The sequence below is a fragment of the Chryseobacterium lineare genome (assembly GCF_977014045.1).
In genome coordinates, this window is record NZ_CDRNIQ010000001.1 from 3,034,479 (window position 1) to 3,060,738 (window position 26,260).

Here is a 26,260-nt window from a genome sequence, read left to right on the forward strand (position 1 = left end):
ATCACTCCGATTTGCGGGTGGTCTTTTTTTAAACTTTTAGAAAAAGCTAAATAACACCATCTACTCCATGAAAAATAACCTGCTTTCTTGTCTACTTTTGATTTTCATCGGTCTGTCCTGCAAATTTTCTGCACAGACCTATCAGCTTACCGGAAACCCTGTTAATACTACAGGTTGGGATCTTGTTTCCAGTGCTGCGGTAAATACAGATTTTATTCAGCTTACACAGGATGTCGGAGGCCAGTACGGAGCGATAAAGCTTCAGAGTCCGATTAATCTAAAGTATTGTGACAAATGGAAAGTAGAGTTTGATTTCAGAATCGACGGAAACGGTACTGCACAGTACGGAAGAGGCGACGGATTCACATTTTGGTATCTGGCCAATCCGCCAACAGGATTTGTTTCGGGAGGAGGACTTGGGATTCCGGCCAATGCCAGCGGTCTGATGGTAGGTTTTGATATCTTCAACAATTCTACGGAAGGGCAGATGAGCAAAATTCACGTTCTGTACGGAACCAATAATGGACTGAATAACAATATCGAGTACAACAATACGGCAGGAAGTACATTTCATTCTCCTGATCTTAATCCTACCCAGCCTTTTGTGGGTGCAACCTACAAGCATGTAGAAGTAAACGGAGAAACAGATCCTGCCAATCCCACCAGTTGGCTCATTAAGATAAGAATAGATGGCGTCGTGATTGTAGATCAGTCTTTTGCCCCTTCAGGAGGCGCCGTAGGAATGACAACAGGATATTTTGGATTTTCTGCCGCAACCGGAGGAGCAAGCGCAAGACATTCCATTAAAAATGCAAAAATCTACATTGATAAAGTTCCGATCTTAACCAATAGCATTAATCCTTTTGTCTGCGTAAATCCTTCCACCGGAAACGGAACAGTGGATTTAACTTCATTCCAGAATCAGTTTGTGGCTAATCCTGCGAACTATACTTTTAGCTATTTCGGACCGGGAGGAACGCCAATTACCAATCCTTCCAATTATCAATATTCTACTGGCACAACTACCATTACGGTAGTGGTAAAAGATCCCTCTTCCACGCTATGTGATAATGGCGACGGAACTATCGTGCTGACACCAAGTCCGTTTGCCGCGAATGATGTAACGCTGACAGGGTGCAACAATAATAATGCAGGCGGAGCGGTCTTTGACCTTACTTCAGCGGCCTTATCATCTGTTCCCGGAAGTACAGCTGTATTTTATAATACGATGTATGATCTGAATAATCACCTCAACCCTATTGCCAATCCTGCAGCTTATCTTTCGCCTGCAGCTACGATTTATGCTCAGGTTACTACGCCGCAAGGATGTACAGACGTCGCACAGATCACGCTGGCGCTGTTTCCTGTTGTAGAAGTTCAGGAAGCAACTTTGCGGGAATGTGCCATTGAAACCAATCCTTCAACAGGACTATTCAATCTTACTACAGCTCCTGTAACCACCCAGACCGGAACAACGAAAAAATATTACCCTTCTTTAGCAGATGCCCTGAACGGAACTAATGAAATTTTAACATTTTCATCCTATATCTCTCCGAACGGAGTGATCTATATCAAAGTGACAAATTCAAACGGATGTTATGCCGTTGCCAAGGTTAATTTAATCGTTATTCCTCAGGTATTTTCTACCACCCTGGAAGACAAGATTATCTGCATGGAAGACACTACAGTTCTGGATGCAGGTCCCGGATTTACAGGCTACGAATGGAGTACCGGCGCCACTACCAGAACAATAACAGCGGGAGTAGGCGTGTACTGGGTGAAGCTAAAAACAGGAAACTGTATAGCTACCCAAACCGTGAAGGTATATGCCTCTGACCAGCCTGTAATCACCAGTGTTGACATTTCTAATACAACAGTTACCGTATATGTAAATGGAGGCACTGCACCATACAAATATTCCACAGATGGTATCAACTGGCAGGATTCTAATGAATTTAAGAATATGCCGAGAGGAGACAGCCGTATCTATGTGAAAGACGCCTATGATTGCAACCCTATTGATATCGGCATTGTCGTTCCGAACATGATTAATGTTATTACCCCGAACGGAGACGGCATTAATGATGCTATTGACTATTCCGCTCTTGCAGGAAAGCAGAATCTGGTATTCAATGTTTACGACCGGTACGGAACAAAGATTCATCAGGCCGACAAATCCAACCTATACAGATGGGACGGAACACAGGCAGGAAGAAAAGTCCCTACAGGAAGCTATTGGTATTCCGTATCATGGAATGAGAATGACAAGAAGAATACTGCTGTAAAATATTCAGGCTGGATTCTTGTAAAAAACAGAGATTAATTATTTGAAATATATTCAGTGAAGATCACTTCATCTTTTTGAAGTGGTCTTTCATTAAACAAAAGAGGTTTTGGATACACATTATCTACTCATAAGGTCTATGAACACTAAGGATACCACGAATGCGTTGAAAATTTAATTACATTTACAAACCATAAACTAATACACTTTAATATATGAAGAAAAACTATCTTTTTTTATTTTTAATTTTTGTACTTTCATTTTACAACAAGGCTTTTTCACAAACCTACCAGCTCGCAGGAAGTCCTGTGAATACCACAGGCTGGACAATGGTTGCGCCCACCGTAGTGAATACAGATTTTGTACAGCTGACGCCGGACACCAACAACCAATCCGGATCGATACGTCTCAACGACCCTATCAACCTGAAATACTGCGACAAATGGAGAGTAGAGTTTGATTTCAGAATGGATTCCAATCAGACTGCCAATGGTGACGGTATCGCTTTCTGGTATCTTGCCAATCCACCGGTTGCCAGTGTACTGGGTTCGGGTCTTGGAGTGTCACAAAATGCAGTAGGTTTTATTGTAGGTTTTGATACCTATAACAATACCACTACTGCGGTAATGAGTAAAGTACATGTTGCGTACGGACAGGTAGCCAACACAACGGATAATAACAATGTCGAGTTCTTCAATACTCCCGGTAGCTCTTTTCACTCACCGGATATGAACACCACGCTTCCTTTTCAGGGAACAACGTACAAGCATGTTGAGGTAACTGCAGAGGTAGATCCTGCCGCACCAGCAAACTGGATTGTAAAAATTACGATCAACGGAAATGTGATCTGTAATCAGTCTTTTGCCCCATCGGGAACTGCTGCAGCAATGACGGTAGGCTATTTCGGGTTCTCAGCTTCTACCGGAGGAAACAGATCAAGACATTCTATTAAAAATGTAAAAGTTTTTGTGGATAAGATTCCTCTGCTTCAGACAGCGATCACCAAAAATATCTGTCCGGATGTTACAGGAATGTCAACTATTGATTTAACAACATTAAATTCTCAGCTTACCGCAACACCAAGTAATTACAATTTCTCCTATTATGTAACAGGAAGCGGAACGCCGATTGCCAATCCTACTAATTTCCAGTACAGCACGGATACCAATATTTCCGTGATAATCAAGGATCCTACTTCGGTATTATGTGATAATAATGATGCTACGGTTTCTCTGAAGGTAGCACCTACCGTTACAACAATGGACGCAACTCTAAGAACATGCTTCCTGGAGACTAATCCTTCCACCGGACATTTTGATCTTACCACTGCTCAGGTGATAGGTATCTCCGGGGTTACTAAAAACTATTATCCTTCCTTGACGGATGCTCAGAATCAAACGAATGAAATTCCGAATCCTGGTAATTACATTGCTCCAAATGGTGTTATTTACATCAGGGTAAGTAATAGTTTCGGGTGTTTTGATATTGCCAAAGTAACATTGGAAGTGATTCCACCTGTTTTCTCTACGGTGCTTGAGGATAAGATCATTTGTATGGAAAGCACAACGACTCTGGATGCCGGACCTGGATTTACAACCTACGAATGGAGTACCGGCGCCAATACCAGAACGATTTCTAACGTAGGAGTTGGTACCTATTGGGTAAAACTGAAAACAGGAAACTGTGTGGCGACGCAGGAGGTAAAGGTGTATGCTTCGGAACAGCCGGTTATTTCCAATGTCGATATATCTAATAATGTGGTTACGGTATATGCAATAGGAGGAACTGCCCCTTACAAATATTCTATAGATGGAGTCAACTGGCAGGATTCTAATGAATTTAAGAATATACCGCGAGGAGACTTAAAAATTTATGTAAAAGATGCATATGACTGTCAGCCAATCGATATCACGGTAGTCGTTCCGAATATCATCAATGTGATTACCCCCAACGGAGACGGTGTTAATGACGGAATTGATTATTCGGCGCTGGCAGGGAAACAGAATCTTGTATTTAATGTTTTCGACCGGTATGGAGCGATGATCCACAAAGCGGATAAATCCAACCGATACCGATGGGACGGAACCATGGGCGGAAGAAAAGTTCCTACAGGAAGCTACTGGTATTCAGTTTCCTGGAATGAAAATGATAAGAAAAATACTCCTGTAAAATACTCAGGATGGGTATTGGTTAAAAACAGGGATTAATAACTAATATATTATTCGAACTTTCGGCGGCCTTTCAGGCCGCCGAAAGTTTTTTATAGCATTTAATTACCTTATACAACGATTGCATCGGTGCATGCAAGAGGTATGTTAGGGAGCTTGTAAGGATCTTGCAAGGTAATTACTAAGCGGCATCTCCTTACGGTACTAAGTGACATTCACTTACGAACCACACAATAGATTAGAAAAAAAATGTTCTTTCGCCGTTACGAATATTGCCTAAAATATCAATTATTCATGCTAATAATTAATAAAGATATTCTCAGTTAATTCAAGCCCAATGCTTAAATTTGTCATATGAATTATTTGGAAGCTTTAAGCAGAAGATATTCTGTGAAAAAATTTAATACCGAAATTATCCCCGGGGAAACATTGAACAACATTCTGGAATCCGGGAAATTATCGGCAAGCTCTATGGGTCTTCAGCCTTACAAAATCATTGTGGTAGAAAGTAAGGAAATGAAGGAAAAACTAATTCCGGCATTTTATAATCCGTCACAGATTTCCACCTGTTCGCATCTGATCGTTATTATTTCAAAGAAAACACTGGATGAAAGCTACATCAACGGATATTTCAGACATATTTCAGAAGTAAGAGAGACGCCTGCAGATAAACTTGATCCCTTCAGAAACAGCATCAATCAGCATATTAACCAAAAAACTCAGGATGAAATTTTCAACTGGGCAGAAAAGCAGTCTTATATCGTGTTGGCCAATTTAATGTACGCTGCCGCTATTGAAAGTGTAGATACATGCCCGATGGAAGGCTTCCGCCAGAATCTTATCGAAGAGGTTTTAGACATAAATCCTGACGAAGAAAAAGTAACCGTAACCCTCGCTTTGGGCTACCGCTCGGAAGAAGATCATTTTCAGCACATGAAAAAAGTAAGAAAACCAAACGAAAAATTGTTTAAATTTATTTAATTATTTAGACGATTGTCTTAAACTAAGGATATGATAAAAGCGGATGTATTAGTAATCGGTTCCGGGATTTCGGGACTTTCTTATGCCATTAAAGTTTCTGAGCAGCTTCCCGATGCCAAAATAATTATCGTAACAAAATCTGACGAAGATGAAAGCAATACCAAATACGCACAGGGTGGTCTTGCAGTGGTTACGGATTCTAAAAATGATAATTTCGACAAACATATTGAAGATACCATGCGTGCCGGAGACGGTGAAAATAAACGCGATGTTGTAAAAATGGTAGTAACCGAAGCTCCTGCAAGATTCAACGAAATTGTGGAATGGGGTGCCAACTTCGACATGAAAAACGGCGAATTTGCTTTAGGCAGAGAAGGCGGGCACACAGAAAACCGGATCGTACATCACAAAGATATCACAGGTTTCGAGATTGAAAGAGCCTTGCTGGAAACAGCCAATAGGAGTGAAAATATAGAAATCCTCGACCATCATTATGTTATTGACATCATCACCCAGCACCACGTTCCTGGAAAAGAATTGAACGAAGGAGACATCCACTGTTATGGTGCTTATATCTTAGATGAAAAGTCTAAAAAAATTAAAAAAATTACCTCAAAGATAACCTTGGTAGCTACAGGAGGTGCCGGACATGTTTATAAAAATACCACCAATCCTACGATTGCAACAGGAGACGGAATCGCTTTCGTTGCCAGAGCAAAAGGAAAAGTGTCGAATATGCAGTATTACCAATTCCATCCGACCGCTTTATACAGCAAAATCGACGGAATGCTGTTCCTGATTTCAGAAGCCGTACGTGGAGACGGGGCAAAATTAAGAACGAAAAGAGGTGAAAAGTTCATGCATAAATATGATGAGCGTGAAGAGCTGGCCTCCAGAGATATCGTCGCAAGAGCTATTGACGCCGAAATGAAAATCACTGGTGATGAATACGTAGGACTTGACTGTCGCGAGATGGATCATAAAAAATTCCTCGAGCATTTCCCCAATATTTATAAAAAATGTAAAGATGAAGGAATTGATCCTTTTACCCAGCTGATTCCCGTAGTTCCGGCATGCCATTATCTCATGGGCGGCATTGAAGTCGACAAAGACGGACAATCTTCCATCAGAAATCTTTTTGCCGTAGGAGAATGTACCAATTCAGGACTTCATGGAGCTAATCGATTGGCTTCAAATTCATTATTGGAAGGTTTGGTTTTCGGACATAATGCCGCTATGAAAACAGTTAATTTATTAAACGAAAACAATTTTAATTTTGATGATCTGAAAGCTGTCCCGGAATGGAATGAAGAAGGCATGAAAATCATGGATGAAATGGTAATCGTTTCTTATCTGAGAAAACAGCTTCAGGAAATGATGAGCGACCTTGTAGGAATCGTAAGAAGCAATCGCCGTTTGAATATGGCGCTTCAGAAACATCAGGAAATCGCCGCCGCTGTGAATGAAATCTACCACTATTCCATCCTTTCACCACAACTTTCGGAACTGAGAAATTTAACAACCGTCGCTCACCTCATAATTATCCAATCGATGGAGATGAAGGAGAATAAAGGAGCGTTTTATAATAAAGATCTGGCTTAATAGTAGCAATTACAGAGTATGGAAATCTTCAGTCTGAGAATTTTAACCATCATGAATCTTTTAAACTTTTTAAGAATCCTGTTAATTTTTACTGTTCTCATCGTACTTGGTTTTCTTATTTTTGGAAGTAAGCATCATGATGAAATCTATTTTCTGGGTTGGATGTTCATTTTAGCGGCTGTATCTTTTGGAGTTCGATTCTTTAATTACGTAAAGAAAATTATCATTTCAAGGGCAAAGTATCCTCTTCCATTAAATCTATTGTGCAATATCCTTACAATTGGAAAACCTTATTATTTCGGAAAAGATCAATTCGATCTGGATGAAATTATAAATGATAACAAACTTCCTCAGATACTTTATTATATCAACAATCATCAACATCCGATTTTAGAATTTAAAAGAGATACTCTTCTTTTTCATGGGACAGAATATCAGTGGAAAAATTTAAGCTGGAAATATTTCATTTATCAGGAAAATCCATGGGATACAAAAAATACCAAACGGACTATTGAATTTACTGGCACCAACAAAAATGACATCCGTATAAATAATAAAATTGAGTTTGAAAAAATAAAAGCTGATGAAAATGAAGTAATTTTGCTTTTTGTGATTCACGATTTGTTATTCGGAACCAAAGCATCTTATTATTACTAAAATTAAAAATATGAAAAGACCCGCATACGTTACAGATAAAGCTTTAAAACACTTCATTAAAAATGCTTTGGAAGAAGATATTCAGGATGGGGATCATTCTACCCTTTCCACCATTCCAAAAGATCTTGAACAAAGCGCAAAACTTCTGGTAAAGCAGGATTGTATTTTGGCGGGCGTTGAACTCGCTAAAATTATATTTAAAACTTTTGATAAAAACCTGAAGGTAGAAACTTTTGTGAAAGATGGCGATGCCGTGAAAGTAGGAGACATTGCATTTATTGTTACCGGAAGCGCTAGATCTATCCTGTCAACAGAAAGGCTTGTCCTCAACTGTATGCAAAGAATGAGCGGAATTGCAACCCTTACCTATGACTGGGATTCCCGGCTGATAGGCACTAAGACCAAGCTTTTAGATACCAGAAAAACAACCCCGAATTTCAGGATCTGCGAAAAATGGGCAGTAGCCATCGGCGGTGGCACTAATCACCGATATGGTCTTTACGATATGATCATGCTGAAAGATAATCACATTGACTACAACGGAAGCATTACCAATGCTGTAAAAATGGCTAAGGATTATATCAAAAAGAATAAAAAGAAACTGAAGATCGAGGTGGAAACCAGAAATCTTGAAGAAGTACAAGAAGCCATTAAAGCAAAAGTAGACAGAATCATGCTTGACAATATGGATGTGAAAACAATGAAGCAAGCAGTGAAAATGGTAAATGGCTCATGTGAGACAGAAGCATCAGGCGGAATTACGCGTGAGCAACTCAAGGAAATTGCTTCTACAGGCGTTACTTACATATCCGCAGGCGCATTGACACATTCCGCAGAAAATATGGATCTCAGCCTTAAAGCGGTGAAATAACGTTAAACTTTTAATAAAAACAAAGGCTTTTTGTTAAAAATTTAATAATGTGATTTTTTTCATATAAAATACCGATTATTATTCAAGGCATTGTAAATCAGAAAAATAACACTTATTAAGATCGAGTAAAAATTAACATACAGTTAATATTAGTTAAAATTTATTTTCCCAATTTTGCAGAAAATTAAATCTAACTATTACTAACGATTATGAAATTAATCAACAAATCGATGCTAACTGCGATAATTACATTATCTACAGCTAGCGTTTATTACGCTCAACAGGTTCAGGACACTGTAAACGATACAAGGTCCAAAGATATTGAACAGGTTGTACTTACAGGTGTTGCTGATATCGCAAAAGAGAGAAAAACTCCTGTAGCAGTTTCAACAATCAAAGAAGCTCAGATTGTACAAAGATTAGGAAATCAGGAATTTCCGGAGATCTTAGCGACAACTCCATCTGTGTATGCTACAAAAGGCGGAGGAGGTTTTGGAGATGGACGCTTAAACGTTAGAGGTTTTGACACTAATAATACGGCTGTAATGATTAATGGAGTACCTGTTAACGATATGGAAGGAGGTACTGTTTATTGGTCTAACTGGGCAGGACTTTCTGATGTAACTTCTGCGATGCAAATACAAAGAGGTTTAGGAGCTTCAAAATTAGCAATTGCTTCTGTTGGAGGTACAATTAATATTATCACAAGAGCTGCAGATAAAAAGAGAGAAGGTAATGTAACTCTAGGTGTTGGTAATGATGGTTATCTTAAAACTTTATTTTCTTATAATACAGGAAAATCCGCAAAAGGCTGGTCGACATCATTCTTAATGTCAAGAACCGCTGGAGCAATGTACATAGATGGATCTGATTTTGAAGCGTACAACTATTATTTTGCTTTAGGTTATCAACCAAATAAAAAGCATGATTTCCAATTTACCTTTACAGGAGCCCCACAATGGCATAATCAAACTTTCAATAACACCATCAAAACAGATTTAGATATGGGCGATGGCAGATTAGATGGAGTCTTATCTGATAAGCCAAATAGAAAATACAACTCAAACTGGGGATATTTAAATGGGCAGCAATTTTCACAATCTGTAAATTATTACAGTAAGCCTGTTGCTTCAATCAACTGGGATTGGAATATTTCTGAAAAATCAAAATTATCTACCGTAGGATATGCTTCTTGGGGTAGAGGTGGTGGAACTGGAATTTTAGGTTCTATTAATGGAAAAGGTATTAATGCTTTACCCAAAACAGCAGACGGATTGATTCGTTTTGATGATATTTACGCTTGGAACACTGGACAAGCAGTTGCTGATTTTGGAGCAAATAATAAGACACCTTTTGTTGGTACAAGTTCCAATGGTATTACAAGAAGAGCTAGTGTAAATTCCCATGACTGGTATGGAATCCTATCTAATTTCCAACATAAAGTTAACGATAATTGGAATTTTTCAGTAGGTATTGACGCTAGATATTATTATGGGTATCACCCAGGTCTTGTTACTGATTTCTTAGGAAACAGAGAATACCGCGAAGCAGGAAACTACAATCAATACCCATATTATACGGTGACACAATCATACGCTGCAGAACCTTCAGCAAATCCTTTTGCAGCTGCTGTAAAAGACAAATCACAGATTGTGTACAGAAATTATGATGGTAAAGTTCTTTGGGGTGGTGTTTTCGGACAATTAGAATATACAAACGACAAAATTTCTGCATTTGTTCAAGGTTCCGCATCTGAGCAAAGTAACCAAAGAATTGACAACTGGGTAGGAACACAAGATCTTTATGCAGTAATTAACGGAACAAACACTTTAGTAGCCTCTCATCTACAACAAGGACAAGAAGTGAGCAGGACTACAGAGCAAAAATTCAGATTCGGATATAACGCAAAAGCTGGTGTGAATTATAACATCAACGAACAACACAATGTTTTTGTAAATGTTGGTATCTATTCAAAACAGCCGAATCAAAATGCTATTTTCCCGTATAATTTGCCATCAAAAACATTTGGTTCATTATATCAACAAATCGAAAATAAAGATATAAGAAACGAAAAAGTATCCTCTGCTGAAATCGGTTATGGATTCAAAAGTGGGAAATTCAGAGCAAATCTAAATGGATATTACACAGATTGGAAAGACAGATTTGTTCGTGTTACAGGTATAGCTTATAATAATGCTGATGGAACTCCTGCTACAAATGGTACTGCAAGTTTAACAGGTGTAAGAGAAGTTCACATGGGTGTTGAATTAGAAACATTCTATAAGCCTTTAAACTGGTTGGAGTTCAACGGAATGTTTTCTTTAGGAAACTGGAAATACAAAAACAACCCAACAGGAAGAGTCGCTGATGTAAATGGTGATCCAGTTACAACAAATGGAAAAGATGAAGTTGTTCTAGCTTTGGATGGATTAAAAGTCGGAGATGCTGCACAAACAACTGCTGCAATAGGAGCAACAGTTAAGCCTGTTAAAAATCTTGATATTTTCGGAACATGGAGATATTATGATAATTTGTACGGAACATTTAGCATCAACAATAGTTTTATTATTCAAAACGGAAACATTCCTGCTGCAAGAGCAGAAAAAGGATCTTTAAAAGCTCCTTCTTATAATCTTACAGATGTTGGAGCCTCTTACACATTTAATTTGAAAAATGGTAGTAGACTAATAGTTACGGCGAATATTTATAACTTATTCGACACTACGTATATTTCAGATTTAAGATCATCAGTTAAGAAAACGTTCTCAGATTTCAAAACTGGTTCAAATACAGATGCGCAAGCACAAGCATTGCTAGATGCTTACAATGCAAACTCTAATAATTTCTACAAAGGTCTAGATGTTAGCAACAACGTTTATTTCGGATTCGGAAGAACTTGGGCAGCTTCACTTTCTTACAGATTCTAAGATCTAACTAATAAAACATTAGATTTTATACATATCAATCCCGGCTTTTCGCCGGGATTTTTGTTATATTTGTGTCCTAGAAAAGAAAAAATAGAATTATGGATTTTTACAAAATTTTTCTTAGTGCCCACAAAGGATTTGGGTATTTGGAATTGGTTTTAGTGGCATTATTTATTATTGCTCTTTTAACCGTCATGTTTGGCTTTAGTGGTAAAGTAAACAAGTTCCTTAAGAAGACCACACTCTTCACAATGATTTTCTTTCATGTTCAGTTCTTAGTAGGAATATGCTTGTTACTGATCTTCTCACCAGGCTTTAAAGCTGCACTGGATTCAGGAACTTTAATGAGTGACTCATATTCAAGATTCCAGTATGTAGAACATCCTTTTTCTATGCTGATCGCTGCCGTTTTAATGACGATCATCAACAAAAAAGTAAAAACCAACCCTACCATTTCATTAGGCGTAGTGATTATGGGATTAATCGCAGCAGGTTTATTCGCATTCGCGTTCCCTTGGGCAAGAGTCTTCGGGGCATAAATATATTAACGTAAACAATTTTTAATTAAATCAATGAAAGTAGCTGTAGTAGGTTCAACAGGAATGGTTGGACAAGTTATGCTTAAAGTTCTCGAGGAGAGAAACTTCCCTGTCACAGAATTAATCCCGGTAGCATCCGAAAAATCTGTTGGTAAGAAGGTGAAGTATAAACAGGAAGAATTTACGATTGTAAGCATGAAAGACGCTATAGCTGCCAAACCTGATATTGCCATTTTCTCAGCCGGAGGGGCCACTTCACTGGAGTTTGCTCCCCTGTTTGCAGAAGCCGGCACTACCGTGATCGACAATTCTTCCGCATGGAGAATGGATCCTGATAAAAAACTGGTCGTTCCGGAAATTAATGCCCATGTGCTGACAAAAGAAGATAAGATCATCGCCAACCCGAATTGTTCCACAATTCAGCTGGTAATGGTTTTAGGGCCTTTAAATAAGAAATACGATCTGAAAAGAGTAATTGTCTCTACTTATCAATCCGTTACAGGCACAGGTAAAGCTGCCGTAGATCAGTTGAATTCCGAAATTACAGGAGATGAGACTATCGCAAAAGTTTATCCTTATCAGATCTTTAAGAATGCACTTCCTCACTGTGATGTTTTTGCAGATGACGATTATACTAAAGAAGAGATTAAACTGATGAAAGAACCTAAGAAAATTTTAGGGGACGACACATTTAACCTTACAGCAACCGCGGTGAGAGTTCCTGTTCAGGGTGGTCACTCGGAAAGTGTAAACATCGAGTTTGAAAACGAATTCGATCTTGACGAAGTAAGAAAGATCTTATCTGAAACTCCCGGAGTCGTGGTGATGGATAACGTTAAAAACAACGAATATCCTATGCCGCTGTATTCCGAGGGTAAAGACGAAGTTTTCGTCGGGAGGATAAGACGGGATCTTTCACAGCCCAAGACCCTGAATCTCTGGATTGTGGCAGATAACCTGCGAAAGGGAGCCGCAACCAACGCAGTACAGATCGCAGAATATCTTGCAGCCAACAACTTAGTGTAAACTAACAAAATACAAAGAGTCTCAGAATTGAGATTCTTTTTTTTATCAAACCTATGAACGTTCAGAAAAATAATAATACAGATAAATTAGCCTTTCAAAAGCTTATTGCAGCATTTGGAATTATTCTCTTTATCGGAAAAATCGTTGCCTGGAAACTCACAAATTCGGATGCTGTATTTTCCGATGCTATGGAAAGTATCGTCAATGTCATCAGCGCATTTATGGGATTGTATTCGCTATATCTTGCGGCCAAACCCAGAGACGAAGATCATCCGTACGGACATGGAAAAGTGGAATTCGTAACCTCCGGAATCGAAGGCGCCTTAATTGCCATTGCCGGACTCATGATCATGTACGAAGGAGTCCATAGCCTGATCATCGGGAAAGTTTTAAACAAACTCGATCTCGGGATCTGGATTATTGCCGCAACCGCCATTATCAATTATCTTTTAGGGTATATCTCCATTAAAAAAGGTAAAGCAGAAAATTCTTTAGTATTGATATCATCGGGGAAACATCTTCAATCCGATACTTTTACAACACTCGGTGTTGTTGTCAGTTTGATTGTGGTGTATTTTACTAAAATTTACTGGCTGGATTCTTTCGTTGCATTAGGCTTCGGGGGATATATTATTGTGGTGGGATACAAAATCGTCCGAAAATCTTTAAGCGGAATTATGGATGAGCAGGACCCCGAACTTTTAAACCAGATCATCAGAGTGTTGGAAGAAAACCGCCGCACAGAATGGATCGATGTTCACAACATGAAGATACAGCAGTTTGGGGCTCATCTCCACATCGATGCTCATATTACACTTCCATGGTATTACAGTCTCCGTGATGCCCATAATGAAATGGAAAAGATGATCATTCTTCTTGTTAACAACATTGATAGAACCATAGAGTTTAATTTTCATATGGACGACTGCAGACCAATCTCCTGCTCTATCTGCCAGATCGCCGACTGCCCCGTACGGGAAAATGATTTTGTAAAAAGAATAACCTGGACACCCGAGAATGTAACCTGCGTGGATAAACACACCGCAGAATAAAGTATAGCAATTTTATTCTTTAATTCCCAAGGCTCTTTTATAAATGCCTATTTCTTTTTGAAGGTCAGCAATCAGCTTGTTTTTTTCATCCAGCTCTTTGATAATCTTAGATTCAGGATTGAGGTGCAAATCTTGTGGATAATAATCGGTAATCTCGGTGAGAAAATCATACTCCATAGCAATTCCCAGATTCCAGAGAATCCCGAACTGCAGCGAAGGCTGTTTGAAATAATTGGCGAGAGAAGAAGGACTGATCGTCATCCGTCTTGCCACTTCAGCCTGGCTGAGCTTTTTATCCCGCATCACCTTCTTTACCAATTGTCCTATATGAGGATGCGGATGACTGCTTTTCCGAAGATATGTTCTATTCATCATAATATTATTTTTTTAAATGGTTGGGGTTATAAACAGGTCGATTGGCGTTGCAGATCCTTCGCTATACGTCTTAGATATATCCGTTGACGTGTAACATATATAAACACACGTCTTAAATACATCCGTCTACGTTTTGTAATAAACCAAATACGTCTAACACAAATAATTGTATATCTTAAACGTATAGGAATGGGTCTTAAACGTCTAAATATCATTCTCAGACGTATATCGACGGTAATAAAACATCGGGATAATAAGCAAAAGAATCAGTGGCTGTATCACAAACCTTCTCATATAGAAAGAGAAGAGATATCCGACCTCAAACTGAGTGTAGATACAGTAAACGTAAATCGGAAAGGTGATGCCGAAAATGATCAGCATTAAAACAGAACCCTGAGCCGTCCATTTTTTATTTTTAAACCAAAAATGAATCACCACACAGGAAAAGAAAAGATTTACAATAAACCTGAAAAGATAATTTACAATCAATTTTCCCCACTCGAATTCGGGAAAAGCCATATTCCTGTCGGCTTCATGAAAGTAAGGGAGAAAGGGATCATAGAAAATATGGTCTTCCAGAACTCTTACACCGATAAGACCTGAAATACCTGCAATGACGAGCAACCAGTTGAGAATTTTCATTTTTTTAAAGCAAAGAATTTAATCCATATTAACCAAAGTACTACAACCGTTCCGTAAATAACGGCCGGAAAGATAAAATCATGAGCCATTTTGCCGTATTGCTCGTAATCAGTCATCACGATATTGAGCCCAACAATTCTAAAAACATTCATCACATATAATAAAAATAGACCCGAAAATACAAAAATGAATGTTTTTTTACCTTTATAAAAAGCAAAAACAAAAGAAGCAAAGAGGATCATCACGGATATCGCATTACACCCCTCAACCATTCTGGTAGCGTAACTATTTTTTACCTTGAAATATACCTGTTGTCCTTTTATATCATTATAAAGACTTGTAGGATATCCCATAAAATTCTGAAGATCCTTTACCTTTTCCGCAATACAACGGGAAAACGGATCTAACCCTAGCTGCGCAAAACTATTTAAATAAAATTGATATGATAAAAGCAGCACGACATATACAATAATGAAGCGCAGCAAAATACTCAAAACCGGTTTAAAATCCTTTAACATATTACAAAGATAGAAATTAGACCGTAATTTACTATATTTGTTTCATCTATGAATTCTGAAAACGCTAAACGATTTTTTGAAAACAATACAGGAAAAAAATCTTCTGAGTTTATCACTTTAGCTCAAAGCGGTTCTGCGAGGGTGAATTTTCTGGCCATCGCCGGAGATGAAAAATATATCGTCACTTACAACGAAAATATCCGGGAAAACGAAAGTTTTTTATATTATTCACAGGTATTTTCAGAGCTAAAGCTCAGCACACCAAAGATCTTTGCCGTTTCAGAAGACCGGAGAATGTACATTCAGGAGTTCCTGGGAGAGCATACACTTTCTGATTTTATTGCTGCAGAGGGGCTGTCGGGAAATGTAAAAACTTTAGTAAAGCAGACGTTAGAAAAGCTTTATCAGCTTCAGGTTCTTACCCAAAACAAGATTGATTTTGAAAATACTTTTGAATATGAAGCTTATGATGAGCTTCCGGTGATTCATGATCTTTATTATTTTAAAAATTTCGTGGCAGATATTCTGGAGCTGGAATATCATAAATCTTCCCTACTGAAAGAGTTTAAAAAGATCGCCACACTCATTGAAAATCTTCAGCCCAAAGGTTTGATGATACGGGATTTTCAGTCAAGGAATATTATGGTTGATAAAAAGGGTTCGGTTTCATTCATTGATTACCAGTCTGCGATGAAAGGCCCTTTGATGTATGACGTAATTTCTTTTCTTTTTCAGGCTAAAGCCAATTTCCCGGAAGATTTTAAACATGAAATGCTGGAATATTACATTCAACTGTTTGAAAATGACGAAATAAAACTTCAACTAAAACAATCGGTAAAGCCGCTTCAGATGATGAGATTCCTGCAGGTTTTGGGAGCTTATGGTTTCAGGGGCCTAATTCAGAGAAAGCCGCATTTTATGGCAAGCCTGGAGCAGGGAATCAAAAACATCACAGAATTCGCTGAAACTTGGCCTAATATGAAAGACTATCCGGAATTGAAGAAGGTAATTGGACAATTGAATCTTGATAGTACAAAATTTAAAATTGAGAAGATTTTGAACCATTAAGATTTTGTTTAAGAAGTTAATGGTTTAATAAAATATAAATAAAATGCTACACATCGACATACACAGTTTTTCATACAAGAAGGGAGGAATTCCTAAGGACACAACAGGAAACGGAGGCGGATTTACATTCGACTGCCGCGGAATCCTGAATCCCGGAAGAGTGGAAGAATATAAAATTCAGACCGGAAACGACATCGGTGTTCAGGAATACCTGGAAACAAAAACCGATATGCCTAAATTTTTAGAGCTCATCAAAAGCCTGATCTCTATTAATATCGACAATTACCTGGAAAGAGGTTTTGAAAATCTTCAGATTAATTTCGGATGTACGGGCGGACAGCACAGATCGGTATATTCTGCAATAAAAATCGCTCATTTCATTGAGGAGAAATATGGTGATAAAGTGGAGATCAGCCTTCATCATGATGAGCAACACCAGCTTAACATGAATAATAAGCAATAGGTAATGAGTGATATTTTTAACTTCGTTAAATTATTATCTATTACTTATAATTTTACATCATCATTGATTACTCATTATTCATTACCAATTACTCATAAAAAATGAAAGCTCTTATTTTTGCTGCGGGAAAAGGAACCCGGCTGAAACCATTTACTGATCATCACCCCAAAGCATTAGCAAAAGTAAATGATGTTCCGCTTTTGGAAAGAAACATCAGATATTTAAAAAATTTCGGGATAAACGATTTTGTCATTAATATTTATCATTTTGGAAATCAAATAGTTGATTTTTTAAAGCTAAATGATAATTTTGGATGTAAAATAGAAATATCAGACGAATCCGATGAGCTTCTGGAAACGGGTGGCGGCTTGATTTTTGCTAGAAAATTCCTCGATCATGGGGAAGATTTTCTGATCATGAACGCTGATATTCTTACCGATATCAATATCACAGATTTTGTAAAATACCACAAAAAGATAAAAGATTTCGCTACATTAGCTGTTTCGGATCGGGAAAGTTCCAGAAAACTGCTTTTCAATGATGAATTGGTATTAAGGGGCTGGCTGAATGTACAGACCGGTGAACAGAGACTTGCAGAATTTAATAAAGGATTCAGAGCCTTAGCTTTCAGTGGTGTTCACTGCATAAATCCTCTCATTTTTGAAAAAATAAAAAGAACAGGAAAGTTTTCCGTAATGGAAGAATATCTTGATCTGATGCACACTGAGAAAATACACGGATATGTACACGACAGTATCCTGATAGATGTAGGAAGGCCGGAATCTATAAAAGAAGCCGAAAAATATTTTAAATAAATTGCAATGGAAATTGAAGGAAGCAGAGACGAAAGTTTGGTGAATCCTGAACTTAATATCAACGAAACAAAACTACAGAACAGTCTGCGACAGAAAACGTGGGATGAAACCATTACCAAAGACAGCTGGATGGTGTTTAAGGTGATGGCTGAATTTGTAGACGGCTATGAAAAACTTGCCAAAATCGGCCCTTGCGTTTCAATTTTCGGGTCTGCTAGACTGAAGCCTCAGAGCAAGTATTATAAAATGGCAGTGGAAATCGCGGAAAAAATCACGAAATTAGGATTCGGGATTATTACCGGAGGAGGTCCGGGAATTATGGAAGCCGGAAATAAAGGTGCTTTCAATGCTCAGGGAAAATCAATAGGATTAAATATTGATCTGCCTTTTGAACAGCATTTCAATCCTTTTATCAACAAATCTTACTCCATGAACTTTGATTATTTCTTTGTAAGAAAAGTGATGTTTGTGAAGTACTCTCAGGGTTTTATTGTAATGCCGGGAGGTTTTGGTACGTTGGACGAATTTACGGAGGCACTCACACTGATCCAGACCAACAAAATAGGAAGATTCCCAATTGTTCTGGTGGGCTCCGATTTCTGGAGCGGATTACTGGATTGGTTTAAGGAAACTTTAATCAAAGAAAAAATGATTCACGAAGAAGATCTCGATCTTTACCGTGTGGTAGATACAGCTGATGAAGCAGTAGCACATATTAAAGCATTTTATGATAAATATTCTGTAAATGTGAATTTTTAATTGGCATATTATTTGTCACCCTTAATAAACAATCATGATTGTAAATCGATTATTTAAGATGAAAAAATATTTTTATATATCAGGAATGTTAACACTTTTTGTGTTAATGAGTTTCATGTATGTAGACTTTTTCTCTTCAATGACAAAGGTGGATTATATTGACGGAAGTAAAACATTGAAGTTTACCACTAAAATGAATACAAACCATATTTCGGATGCTATTAAAATAAATCCTAATACAGCAGGATTTGAAGCAGAAGTAAAAAAATATGTAAATAATAATTTTGATGTGTATGTCAATGGCTCTCCAAAAACACTTACATTCACCGGAAGCCAGGTAAGCGGAGAAACAGTATGGGTATATTTTGAGACAGGAGGTGTCTCAGATATCAGTACCTTAAGAATTAAAAACACCATTCTTCTGAGTGCTTTTCCCAAACAAATCAATCTCGTGAATATTGCTTATAAAGGCAAGCAGAAAACGATGAATTTTCAACGGGGAAAAGAAGTGAATGAGGTTTCTTTTTAGAGTAAAATAAAATTATATGAGCCATCGCAATTGCGGTGGTTTTATTTTATATTGATATCAATTAAAAAAAGCTGTCGTTACCGACAGCTTTTGCAGATTTAAGTGGCTTATTGTATAACAATGTCATCCAGTTGTATGGTTGTGGTAATTCCTGAACTGTTTCCTTCATATTTAAATACGATAAAACCATTACCCGTAAGCGAATTGGGAAGATTGTATGTACCTGATGATGCAAAGGTTCCATAACCGCTGGTAGGAAGTGAAGGAATCGTGAAGTTTGAGGTGATTTCGTTCAGGGTGGCTGTTGTAATTTCTGTTCCCTGAGTGTAATTCGTTGTTGTATATACTTTAAGCACTTCACCGTTATAATACCCGACATTAACTTTGAAAGATAAAGTATTGGCCGTCGTAAAATCTACCGGAACAAGGAAATAGTTCGTATATGTTGTATTAGCAGTTCCTCCATTGGCCGACATTTGAATATATTTGTTATTGCTGAAAGATTTTACCTGCCAATATCTGTTTCCGGTAAATGCATAATTCAGATACTTGGGGAATAATGCATTATCTGCGGCGTAACTTTCAAAATTTTCTGATAAAGAGCCTGAATAAGTAATATTAGTGCCTCCAATAATACCTTCGGCAAACCGCGGATTTTTAAAATCAATATCATTGATTCCCCTAATTACTCCCTGATAGGCAGCATTATACCGGCTCATCACAAACGTAATATCACCGTTTGCATTTGGAATCTGATAGGCAGAAGGTTTAAAAAATGCATCAGTACGGATAATTGCTGTATTTCCATTTGCATCTACAAGAGTTCGGTTGGTATCAATCGTATTACCTGAAATATCAACGCCTACGATAGGTTTACCAATATCAGTTTTCGTAAACTGAACATTTTTAATTTTAACTAAAGTGCTGATCCAACTACTGCTACTGTTATTAATATCAGTAATGTTAATTTCTCTGGGTACAATATTGACGATCTCCAGGCCAGATCCGTTGCAAACACCGGAAATATATCTTCCGATAATAGATTCAGGAATTCTTCCGATTGGATAGTCGGGATCTTCAACGCCTAATGTAATCACTCCTGAAGATTTCCCGATAAGCATTCCATTTGCCTTTATTCTTATATGAGCTCCGATTGGAAAGTCAGTGTAGCTAAGAGATTTATTGATTCCCACGGTTAATCCAACAGTTGGATTTTCCGGTTTATCCTGAAACGTAATGGTTTTATAGAAATTTCCGTTAGCATCAGAGGAGACAACATATCCATCGAAAATGACTGCCGGATGAAGTGCATCCTGAGCGGGAATTTTATACATCTGCCCGGTATAAACACTTGATGATGTAGCAGGAGCCAATGCCACAACATCTGCCATCGTCATGGTAGGAGCATCGAACTTATTGTTACATACAATTTCCGGTGCATCCCATTTCTCATCGTGGATACATGAAACCTGGGCTATTAACAATGTAATCCCCAAACTAATTTTTAAGAAATTTTTTATATTCATTTTTTTATATTCTATTTAAATTTTAAAATCTGACCTGTAAGCTTATAAAATAAGAACGCCCTTGCTGATACCAGTATTTTGGAGCAAAGTTGGGATACTTGCTGCTAAAATCGTTTTCAAAATCCACATCCCCATTTGCGCTCCTTATTTGCTCAAAACCACCCGTTATGTATCTTTTATTATCAAGAATATTATTTACAGATCCTGAAACCAATACATAATACTTCCCGAACAGCCAGGATTTTCCTACGTTCGCGTTGAAGAAGAATGCCGAAGGAAGCTGAACCTGTTTTATGTAATGCTCAACTTTAGAATCATCAAGATTTACAAATGGAGTATTGCTGTTATTGTTCTGAATAAATTCATCGGTTCTGAGAATCGCAGAAGGATCAAGGTTATTATCGTCAAGGTAATTCCAGCTGGCTCCGAACCGCCAATATTTGGGAGAATTATAACTAAATCCGGCACAGAAAGCTTTCTGTGCGGTACCTCCTACTTTGAAATTTTTGATATATGCAGTACCCAGATCACTGTAAGGAGCAGCCATAACATCTGATGAAATATAGACCTCAGGATTATTTGTATATCTGAAATCTCCCCAGCTCGCCGCACCCTGCAGCGAAAGTGCAGGCAAAACTTTCACATCAATTCCCAGCTCGACACCCATATTTCTTTTGTCAACTTTAGACATTGTCTGAGTAACAAACGCACTGGCCGTTTTATCCTGAATACTTGTACCATCTGAAACACTGATCTGCAATCCGTCTGCAAAAAAACGCTGAACATTTGTATCATTTTTCACATCAACGATATAGCCGGTTGCTCTGAGTTTTATAAAAGGTGTTGAAATAACATAGCTGATGTCATTAGCACTGATTACAGCATTTTTAATATTCGGAACGGAATAATTATTGGCTCTCGGATTGATGAAAATATCGTCCAGAAAAGGGGCCTGGGAGAAATAAGCCCCATTACAAACAAAGAAACTCCGTCCGTTCAGCCTGTAAATGAGCTGTCCTTTTATTCCTCCATTCAAATAATTAAAATCGTTACTTTTTCCGAAAGAATTGTTTTGATAAAGATAATTTCGAAATAATCCTTCTCTGTTGGATGTTGAATAGGCGATCAGCCCACTTACAAAAATATCAAAAGGTCCTTTGGAGAATTTAAGTCCGGGATTTATTTTGATTTCCTGCCTTCTTACAATATAATCGTAGTTTAATTTATCTCCAACATGTTTATGCGTTTCCGGATCATTTACATTATATAATCCTGAAGAGCCTCGTTTATTGGAATCGGCATAAGGGTCTATATTTAAAGCATAATCTGCACCCAATAAATCATTGATTTCTCTGTAATTTTCCGATTTAAAATTCTGATAAGAAATATTTAAAAAGAATCTTGATGTATCATTTATATTATACGTATAATGTGTTGCTGCATTCAAAATTTTATCATCGCTTACATCATTCACCAGAAAATACCTTGCGCTTTTGTCTGCACTGTTGCGGTTTGCCGTGTACAATGCATTCCAGTTGATTTGGGTGACATCCTGATTATTATTCTCCCAGTTTTCATGAGCGGCAAGATATCCCTGCTGCAACATTTCGTACTGGTCTGCCGGTGTATTATTATGAAGCTGGCTGTACGTAATACTATTTAAGTAATAGCTCGGTAATTTTTTATTATAAGTAGGAGAAGGATTCTGTGCGCTCTGCCAGTCTAATCTCGATCCTTTATCTTTTCCGGACTGATACGAAACGGAACTCCACAGATTAGATTTTCCATTAATTTTCCAGAAGTCCTGCAACTGAAATATTGGCTGAAAACCTTTTCTTATCCTTTCATTTCTTTTTTCGCCATTCTGCCATCCCCAATACGAATTGTAATGAATTCCTCTGTAATCATAAACTTCCTGAGTGTTGGGACTCGAGACAGATCTTCTGTAGGGCGAAGCAAAGGCATTGAAAGTGATTGTATGATTGTCATTTATCTTTTTCTCAATTCCCAGATAGGTGCCATAACCATCATAAAATGTTCCTTCCTGAATGCCTTCTTCTGCCCATCTTTTTGCCCCCATTATGGTAAAAGCCCATCCGTTTTTATTCATTCCGGAGGTGTATCTTAAAGTGAGTCTCTGCCGGTAATTTCTGTTGGTAGCAGAATAACTGACCTGAAAACCTTTTCTGTATTCACTCGATTTGGTATTTTTATAAATAGTTCCGTTGACACCGCCAAAAACATATTCAGAAGGAGAATGATTGGCAGAAATTTCCGGGTATCTTACAATTTCATTAAGACCACCCCAGTTTGAAAAATCAACATTCCCATTATCAGATTTCACCATAGAAATACCGTTGAGTATATTTTCCGAAGCTCTGCCATCGACCCCTCTTGGACGGAACCCGTAAAATCCCAGATCAAAGCTTGCAATTTTACTAAAAACATCCTGAGACGACTGCAATAAACCAACTGTAGAAGTCTGGCCGCTGCCTTCTTCATCATCGCTACTGCTGTTATCAATAATCACCAACCCCTGATCTGCGGCTGTTGGTTCAGGAAAGAGTGTAATAATTCCTAAATCTTTTTTCTTTTCATTGTCTTCGACTTCAAACTCCATTACTTTTGTTTCGTAATTCGGTTTGGTAATAACAATCTGGTAATGTCCAGGCATCACATCCACAAACTGGAAATATCCAATTTTGTCTGCTGTTACCTCGTTATCTCTTCCTTTGATCTCTACTTCTGCCCTTTCGATGGGCTTTCCATCCACATCTTTAAGATACGCAGAAACAGTGGTCTGCGCAAAATAGTATGAAGCCGGAAGTAAAGTAAATAAAGAGACCAACGATAATTTTTTCATCATAGTATTTATTTTTAATCACTTTTCGTGTTTAGTTTCAGAAGTCTGAAAGCTTTGGGCGACAAATTTAATAAAATTTTACAATTCACACTATTTTGATATTAATTTTTTATAATATTGCAAACATTTAGATGTAATTCAAAATAAAACACAAATAAGACCCCTTAAAATTAAATATATCTAAATATTAATTTATAAAATAATAAAGTTTGTAAATAACATTAAAAATAACACAATGATAATGAAGAAATTTTCAATTTTAGTTACTATTCTTATTTCAATAATGACCTTTTCACAGCAACAGGGAAAACTAAGAAAAGTCGCCACAGTAGGCTTTTTAAATGTTGAAAATCTTTGGGACACAATTCGTTCAGCAGATTATATAGACGGAACGAAAGACCCTACAGACCCGGCATTCCATCGAAGTATTCCTTTTGATTCCATTCAATTTTTAGAATCAGAAAAATATGATGGTGTTTGGAGTGACAATGCTCTGATCGGTAAAAAAGTTGTAAAATACCAAAACGGCTCAGAAGATTTCACCCCGAAAAGTTCAAAAAATTACAACTCCAAAATTTACAAAACAAAACTCGCCAACGAGGCAAAAGTGATCTCAGAAATGGGTGCTCAATATACAAAAACAGCTCCTGCCATCGTCGGACTGATTGAGGTTGAAAACAGGCAGGTGATTGAAGATCTTATCAAAGAGCCTGCTTTAAGGAAATATGATTATGGAATTATTCATTACAATTCTTATGATTACAGGGGAATTGATGTTGCCCTGATTTATCAGAAGAAAAGATTTACTCCTGTGAATTCATTAAAAAAAGAACTGAAAATTTTTGGCGACTCGGGAAAAAGAGAGTACACAAGAGATATTTTGGTAGTTACAGGTTTTCTTGATGATGAAAAAGTGGCGTTTTTCATGAATCACTGGCCATCAAGAAGAGGTGGAGAAGAGGTCTCACTTGCTAAAAGAAACGCAGCAGCAGCATTATTAAAACAACAAATGGACAGTATAAGAGCAACAGATCCTACGACAAAACTTTTTGCAATGGGTGATTTTAATGATGATCCGGTCAGTTCAAGCTTGAAAAATTACTTAAAGGCACAGCCTTCTCCGAAAGATTTAAGCGAAACTACACCTTACCTTAATTTGATGTATCCTTTGTACAAAAAAGGAGTTGCTTCGCTGGCTTATCAGGATGCCCCGAATTTATTTGACCAGATCATTGTTTCTAAAAACTTACTATCAGATCAGGTGACAAAAGAGTATTCCGTGTATAAGACAGAAATTTTTGCACCGCCATATCTTGTTAATAAAGAAGGAAATTACAAAGGCTATCCTTTCAGATCATGGAATGGCGACCAGTTTACAGGAGGATACAGCGACCACTTTCCGGCATTCGTGATTCTTCAGAAAGAACCTTAATTAAAATGTTGATTTTGAGTGTTTTTACGTAAATTTATCTTATGAAAAATATAGTATTCCTTTTACTTGTAGCACTTTTACCATTCAACTGTCTGGCGCAGACTGATTCTAAAAATGACAAAGAAAAATCAGAAATGAAGCCTTCAAAAAACGAAGATGGCGAATGGGACCTTACAGTGATCGACACGCAATTCGATTATTTTCTGAACGCTGTTGCAAAACCGATCAGCCAGTATTCCGAATCTTATTTAAAGAGCAGGAATACCTTATTGGTTTCTGAATGGAATTCGTATTATTCTTCAGGAAGATACAGAAACGTTATAGAATCGTCCATCGATTATGACCCTAAAGAAAAATACGGATTAAAATTTGAGTATAAACTATATCAGGTTTTTGCTTATGTAAACTGGAAATACGGCTTGAGAATGAATGGGCTTTCGGGAAGTGATACCACGAGATATTAAAAAAGGTTCAGCGTTTCGCTGAACCTTTCCTTTTTATAAATAGCTTATAATTATTTGTTGAATAATTCCTCAACTTTATCCCAGTTTACCACATCGAAAAATGCAGCAACATAGTCAGGTCTTCTGTTCTGATAATTTAAATAATAAGCATGCTCCCAAACATCAAGTCCTAAAACAGGAGTTCCTTTTACATCTGCAACAGGCATTAATGGGTTATCCTGATTCGGAGTAGAAGTAACAGCAACAGAACCATCAGCATTTTTTACCAGCCAAGCCCATCCTGACCCAAATCTTGTTTTGGCAGCATCAGAGAAATCAGTTTTAAATTTCTCAAAACCTCCATACGTTTCAATAGCAGCTTTTACATTTCCTACAGGCTCTTTGCTTCCGCCAGGTGTAAGGATTTCCCAGAACAGAGTATGGTTGAAATGTCCACCACCATTATTTCTTACCGCAGGCTTATCGGTTCCGGTCTGGCATATTTCTTCAATGCTTTTTCCTTCAAGATCGGTTCCTTTAATAGCATTGTTCAAATTATCGATATAAGCCTGGTGATGTTTTGTATGGTGGATTTCCATTGTTTTTGCATCAATAGTCGGCTCTAATGCGTCGTATGCATATCCTAGTTTTGGTAATTCAAATGACATATTTTTATTTTTTAATTGTTATTAACCCAAATTTAACCATAAATAAAACGAT

23 protein-coding genes are annotated in these 26,260 nt (G+C 37.6%); 17 read left to right on the plus strand and 6 right to left on the minus strand.

Going from position 1 to position 26,260, the window contains the following annotated elements:
• Nucleotides 1–67: 67 nt before the first annotated feature.
• The 10 genes from ACWNCI_RS13495 (at nt 68) to ACWNCI_RS13540 (ending at nt 14,107) form a co-directional block, all read left to right on the plus strand.
• Nucleotides 68–2,323 carry a T9SS type B sorting domain-containing protein gene (locus ACWNCI_RS13495; protein WP_449388694.1) on the plus strand — a complete coding sequence of 752 codons (2,256 nt, stop codon included), beginning with the start codon at nt 68–70 and terminating at the stop codon, nt 2,321–2,323.
• Between the two features lie 176 nt (nt 2,324–2,499).
• Complete coding sequence (locus tag ACWNCI_RS13500; RefSeq protein ID WP_449388695.1) at nt 2,500–4,491, plus strand: T9SS type B sorting domain-containing protein; 1,992 nt, start codon at nt 2,500–2,502, stop codon at nt 4,489–4,491.
• Between the two features lie 315 nt (nt 4,492–4,806).
• Nucleotides 4,807–5,433: an NAD(P)H-dependent oxidoreductase gene (locus ACWNCI_RS13505; RefSeq protein WP_449388696.1), complete on the plus strand. Its 627-nt coding sequence runs from the start codon at nt 4,807–4,809 to the stop codon at nt 5,431–5,433.
• Between the two features lie 30 nt (nt 5,434–5,463).
• Entirely contained in the window at nt 5,464–7,035 is a 1,572-nt protein-coding gene (nadB, locus tag ACWNCI_RS13510) for an L-aspartate oxidase (protein WP_449388697.1), read from the plus strand.
• An 18-nt stretch (nt 7,036–7,053) separates the two neighbouring features.
• Complete coding sequence (locus ACWNCI_RS13515; RefSeq protein ID WP_449388698.1) at nt 7,054–7,692, plus strand: hypothetical protein; 639 nt, start codon at nt 7,054–7,056, stop codon at nt 7,690–7,692.
• A 10-nt stretch (nt 7,693–7,702) separates the two neighbouring features.
• Nucleotides 7,703–8,563, plus strand: a complete 861-nt coding sequence (gene nadC / locus ACWNCI_RS13520) for a carboxylating nicotinate-nucleotide diphosphorylase (RefSeq protein ID WP_449388699.1) — start codon at nt 7,703–7,705, stop codon at nt 8,561–8,563.
• A gap of 209 nt (nt 8,564–8,772) precedes the next feature.
• Nucleotides 8,773–11,490 (plus strand): TonB-dependent receptor, encoded by a 2,718-nt coding sequence (locus ACWNCI_RS13525; protein ID WP_449388700.1) that lies wholly within the window; start codon nt 8,773–8,775, stop codon nt 11,488–11,490.
• 98 nt (nt 11,491–11,588) lie between these two features.
• Nucleotides 11,589–12,029: a hypothetical protein gene (locus tag ACWNCI_RS13530; RefSeq protein ID WP_042720158.1), complete on the plus strand. Its 441-nt coding sequence runs from the start codon at nt 11,589–11,591 to the stop codon at nt 12,027–12,029.
• 33 nt (nt 12,030–12,062) lie between these two features.
• A complete protein-coding gene (locus ACWNCI_RS13535) occupies nt 12,063–13,055 on the plus strand; it encodes an aspartate-semialdehyde dehydrogenase (RefSeq protein WP_346983830.1) in 993 nt (330 codons plus the stop codon).
• A 53-nt stretch (nt 13,056–13,108) separates the two neighbouring features.
• Nucleotides 13,109–14,107: a cation diffusion facilitator family transporter gene (locus ACWNCI_RS13540; protein ID WP_449388701.1), complete on the plus strand. Its 999-nt coding sequence runs from the start codon at nt 13,109–13,111 to the stop codon at nt 14,105–14,107.
• A gap of 12 nt (nt 14,108–14,119) precedes the next feature.
• Here the strand turns inward: ACWNCI_RS13540 and ACWNCI_RS13545 are convergent, their stop codons facing one another.
• The 3 genes from ACWNCI_RS13545 to xrtF all read right to left on the minus strand — a co-directional run bounded on the left by ACWNCI_RS13545 (nt 14,120) and on the right by xrtF (nt 15,642).
• Nucleotides 14,120–14,482, minus strand: coding sequence for a helix-turn-helix transcriptional regulator (locus ACWNCI_RS13545; protein WP_346983828.1), 363 nt, complete (start codon nt 14,480–14,482; stop codon nt 14,120–14,122).
• A 204-nt stretch (nt 14,483–14,686) separates the two neighbouring features.
• Nucleotides 14,687–15,124: an exosortase F system-associated membrane protein gene (locus ACWNCI_RS13550; protein ID WP_449388702.1), complete on the minus strand. Its 438-nt coding sequence runs from the start codon at nt 15,122–15,124 to the stop codon at nt 14,687–14,689.
• Complete coding sequence (xrtF, locus tag ACWNCI_RS13555; protein ID WP_449388703.1) at nt 15,121–15,642, minus strand: exosortase family protein XrtF; 522 nt, start codon at nt 15,640–15,642, stop codon at nt 15,121–15,123. Before xrtF ends, ACWNCI_RS13550 begins: the two co-directional genes overlap by 4 nt.
• Nucleotides 15,643–15,690: 48 nt before the next feature.
• Between xrtF and ACWNCI_RS13560 the strand changes: the two genes are divergently transcribed.
• The 5 genes from ACWNCI_RS13560 to ACWNCI_RS13580 all read left to right on the plus strand — a co-directional run bounded on the left by ACWNCI_RS13560 (nt 15,691) and on the right by ACWNCI_RS13580 (nt 19,276).
• Nucleotides 15,691–16,710 (plus strand): aminoglycoside phosphotransferase family protein, encoded by a 1,020-nt coding sequence (locus ACWNCI_RS13560; RefSeq protein WP_449388704.1) that lies wholly within the window; start codon nt 15,691–15,693, stop codon nt 16,708–16,710.
• Nucleotides 16,711–16,753: 43 nt separating this feature from the next.
• Entirely contained in the window at nt 16,754–17,173 is a 420-nt protein-coding gene (locus tag ACWNCI_RS13565) for a RapZ C-terminal domain-containing protein (RefSeq protein WP_449388705.1), read from the plus strand.
• A 101-nt stretch (nt 17,174–17,274) separates the two neighbouring features.
• Nucleotides 17,275–17,988, plus strand: a complete 714-nt coding sequence (locus ACWNCI_RS13570) for a nucleotidyltransferase family protein (RefSeq protein ID WP_449388706.1) — start codon at nt 17,275–17,277, stop codon at nt 17,986–17,988.
• Nucleotides 17,989–17,994: 6 nt separating this feature from the next.
• The gene (locus ACWNCI_RS13575; protein ID WP_346983822.1) at nt 17,995–18,747 is read left to right on the plus strand and encodes an LOG family protein; all 753 of its coding nucleotides are present in this window, start codon (nt 17,995–17,997) and stop codon (nt 18,745–18,747) included.
• A gap of 58 nt (nt 18,748–18,805) precedes the next feature.
• Nucleotides 18,806–19,276, plus strand: a complete 471-nt coding sequence (locus tag ACWNCI_RS13580; protein WP_449388707.1) for a DUF6702 family protein — start codon at nt 18,806–18,808, stop codon at nt 19,274–19,276.
• A 107-nt stretch (nt 19,277–19,383) separates the two neighbouring features.
• Here ACWNCI_RS13580 and ACWNCI_RS13585 read toward each other — a convergent pair whose 3' ends face one another.
• Together ACWNCI_RS13585 and ACWNCI_RS13590 are read right to left on the minus strand one after the other, a co-directional pair.
• On the minus strand, nt 19,384–20,802 hold the full coding sequence (locus ACWNCI_RS13585) for a DUF5689 domain-containing protein (RefSeq protein WP_449388708.1): 1,419 nt from the start codon (nt 20,800–20,802) through the stop codon (nt 19,384–19,386).
• 22 nt (nt 20,803–20,824) lie between these two features.
• Entirely contained in the window at nt 20,825–23,668 is a 2,844-nt protein-coding gene (locus ACWNCI_RS13590) for a carboxypeptidase regulatory-like domain-containing protein (protein WP_449388709.1), read from the minus strand.
• Nucleotides 23,669–23,906: 238 nt separating this feature from the next.
• On the opposite strand from ACWNCI_RS13590, the gene ACWNCI_RS13595 reads away from it, so the two are divergent.
• Nucleotides 23,907–25,097, plus strand: a complete 1,191-nt coding sequence (locus ACWNCI_RS13595) for an endonuclease/exonuclease/phosphatase family protein (protein ID WP_449388710.1) — start codon at nt 23,907–23,909, stop codon at nt 25,095–25,097.
• A gap of 41 nt (nt 25,098–25,138) precedes the next feature.
• Nucleotides 25,139–25,561, plus strand: a complete 423-nt coding sequence (locus ACWNCI_RS13600) for a DUF6146 family protein (protein WP_449388711.1) — start codon at nt 25,139–25,141, stop codon at nt 25,559–25,561.
• A gap of 50 nt (nt 25,562–25,611) precedes the next feature.
• Here ACWNCI_RS13600 and ACWNCI_RS13605 read toward each other — a convergent pair whose 3' ends face one another.
• Complete coding sequence (locus ACWNCI_RS13605) at nt 25,612–26,208, minus strand: superoxide dismutase (RefSeq protein ID WP_346983817.1); 597 nt, start codon at nt 26,206–26,208, stop codon at nt 25,612–25,614.
• Nucleotides 26,209–26,260 lie beyond the last annotated feature (52 nt).

What these genes read in the sequence shown, in the direction of transcription:
- ACWNCI_RS13495 (WP_449388694.1), top strand. Translation starts at nt 68, where the DNA reads ATGAAAAATAACCTGCTTTCTTGTCTACTTTTGATTTTCATCGGTCTG.
- ACWNCI_RS13500 (WP_449388695.1), top strand. Translation starts at nt 2,500, where the DNA reads ATGAAGAAAAACTATCTTTTTTTATTTTTAATTTTTGTACTTTCATTT.
- ACWNCI_RS13505 (WP_449388696.1), top strand. Translation starts at nt 4,807, where the DNA reads ATGAATTATTTGGAAGCTTTAAGCAGAAGATATTCTGTGAAAAAATTT.
- nadB (WP_449388697.1), top strand. Translation starts at nt 5,464, where the DNA reads ATGATAAAAGCGGATGTATTAGTAATCGGTTCCGGGATTTCGGGACTT.
- ACWNCI_RS13515 (WP_449388698.1), top strand. Translation starts at nt 7,054, where the DNA reads ATGGAAATCTTCAGTCTGAGAATTTTAACCATCATGAATCTTTTAAAC.
- nadC (WP_449388699.1), top strand. Translation starts at nt 7,703, where the DNA reads ATGAAAAGACCCGCATACGTTACAGATAAAGCTTTAAAACACTTCATT.
- ACWNCI_RS13525 (WP_449388700.1), top strand. Translation starts at nt 8,773, where the DNA reads ATGAAATTAATCAACAAATCGATGCTAACTGCGATAATTACATTATCT.
- ACWNCI_RS13530 (WP_042720158.1), top strand. Translation starts at nt 11,589, where the DNA reads ATGGATTTTTACAAAATTTTTCTTAGTGCCCACAAAGGATTTGGGTAT.
- ACWNCI_RS13535 (WP_346983830.1), top strand. Translation starts at nt 12,063, where the DNA reads ATGAAAGTAGCTGTAGTAGGTTCAACAGGAATGGTTGGACAAGTTATG.
- ACWNCI_RS13540 (WP_449388701.1), top strand. Translation starts at nt 13,109, where the DNA reads ATGAACGTTCAGAAAAATAATAATACAGATAAATTAGCCTTTCAAAAG.
- ACWNCI_RS13545 (WP_346983828.1), bottom strand. Translation starts at nt 14,482, where the DNA reads ATGATGAATAGAACATATCTTCGGAAAAGCAGTCATCCGCATCCTCAT.
- ACWNCI_RS13550 (WP_449388702.1), bottom strand. Translation starts at nt 15,124, where the DNA reads ATGAAAATTCTCAACTGGTTGCTCGTCATTGCAGGTATTTCAGGTCTT.
- xrtF (WP_449388703.1), bottom strand. Translation starts at nt 15,642, where the DNA reads ATGTTAAAGGATTTTAAACCGGTTTTGAGTATTTTGCTGCGCTTCATT.
- ACWNCI_RS13560 (WP_449388704.1), top strand. Translation starts at nt 15,691, where the DNA reads ATGAATTCTGAAAACGCTAAACGATTTTTTGAAAACAATACAGGAAAA.
- ACWNCI_RS13565 (WP_449388705.1), top strand. Translation starts at nt 16,754, where the DNA reads ATGCTACACATCGACATACACAGTTTTTCATACAAGAAGGGAGGAATT.
- ACWNCI_RS13570 (WP_449388706.1), top strand. Translation starts at nt 17,275, where the DNA reads ATGAAAGCTCTTATTTTTGCTGCGGGAAAAGGAACCCGGCTGAAACCA.
- ACWNCI_RS13575 (WP_346983822.1), top strand. Translation starts at nt 17,995, where the DNA reads ATGGAAATTGAAGGAAGCAGAGACGAAAGTTTGGTGAATCCTGAACTT.
- ACWNCI_RS13580 (WP_449388707.1), top strand. Translation starts at nt 18,806, where the DNA reads ATGAAAAAATATTTTTATATATCAGGAATGTTAACACTTTTTGTGTTA.
- ACWNCI_RS13585 (WP_449388708.1), bottom strand. Translation starts at nt 20,802, where the DNA reads ATGAATATAAAAAATTTCTTAAAAATTAGTTTGGGGATTACATTGTTA.
- ACWNCI_RS13590 (WP_449388709.1), bottom strand. Translation starts at nt 23,668, where the DNA reads ATGATGAAAAAATTATCGTTGGTCTCTTTATTTACTTTACTTCCGGCT.
- ACWNCI_RS13595 (WP_449388710.1), top strand. Translation starts at nt 23,907, where the DNA reads ATGAAGAAATTTTCAATTTTAGTTACTATTCTTATTTCAATAATGACC.
- ACWNCI_RS13600 (WP_449388711.1), top strand. Translation starts at nt 25,139, where the DNA reads ATGAAAAATATAGTATTCCTTTTACTTGTAGCACTTTTACCATTCAAC.
- ACWNCI_RS13605 (WP_346983817.1), bottom strand. Translation starts at nt 26,208, where the DNA reads ATGTCATTTGAATTACCAAAACTAGGATATGCATACGACGCATTAGAG.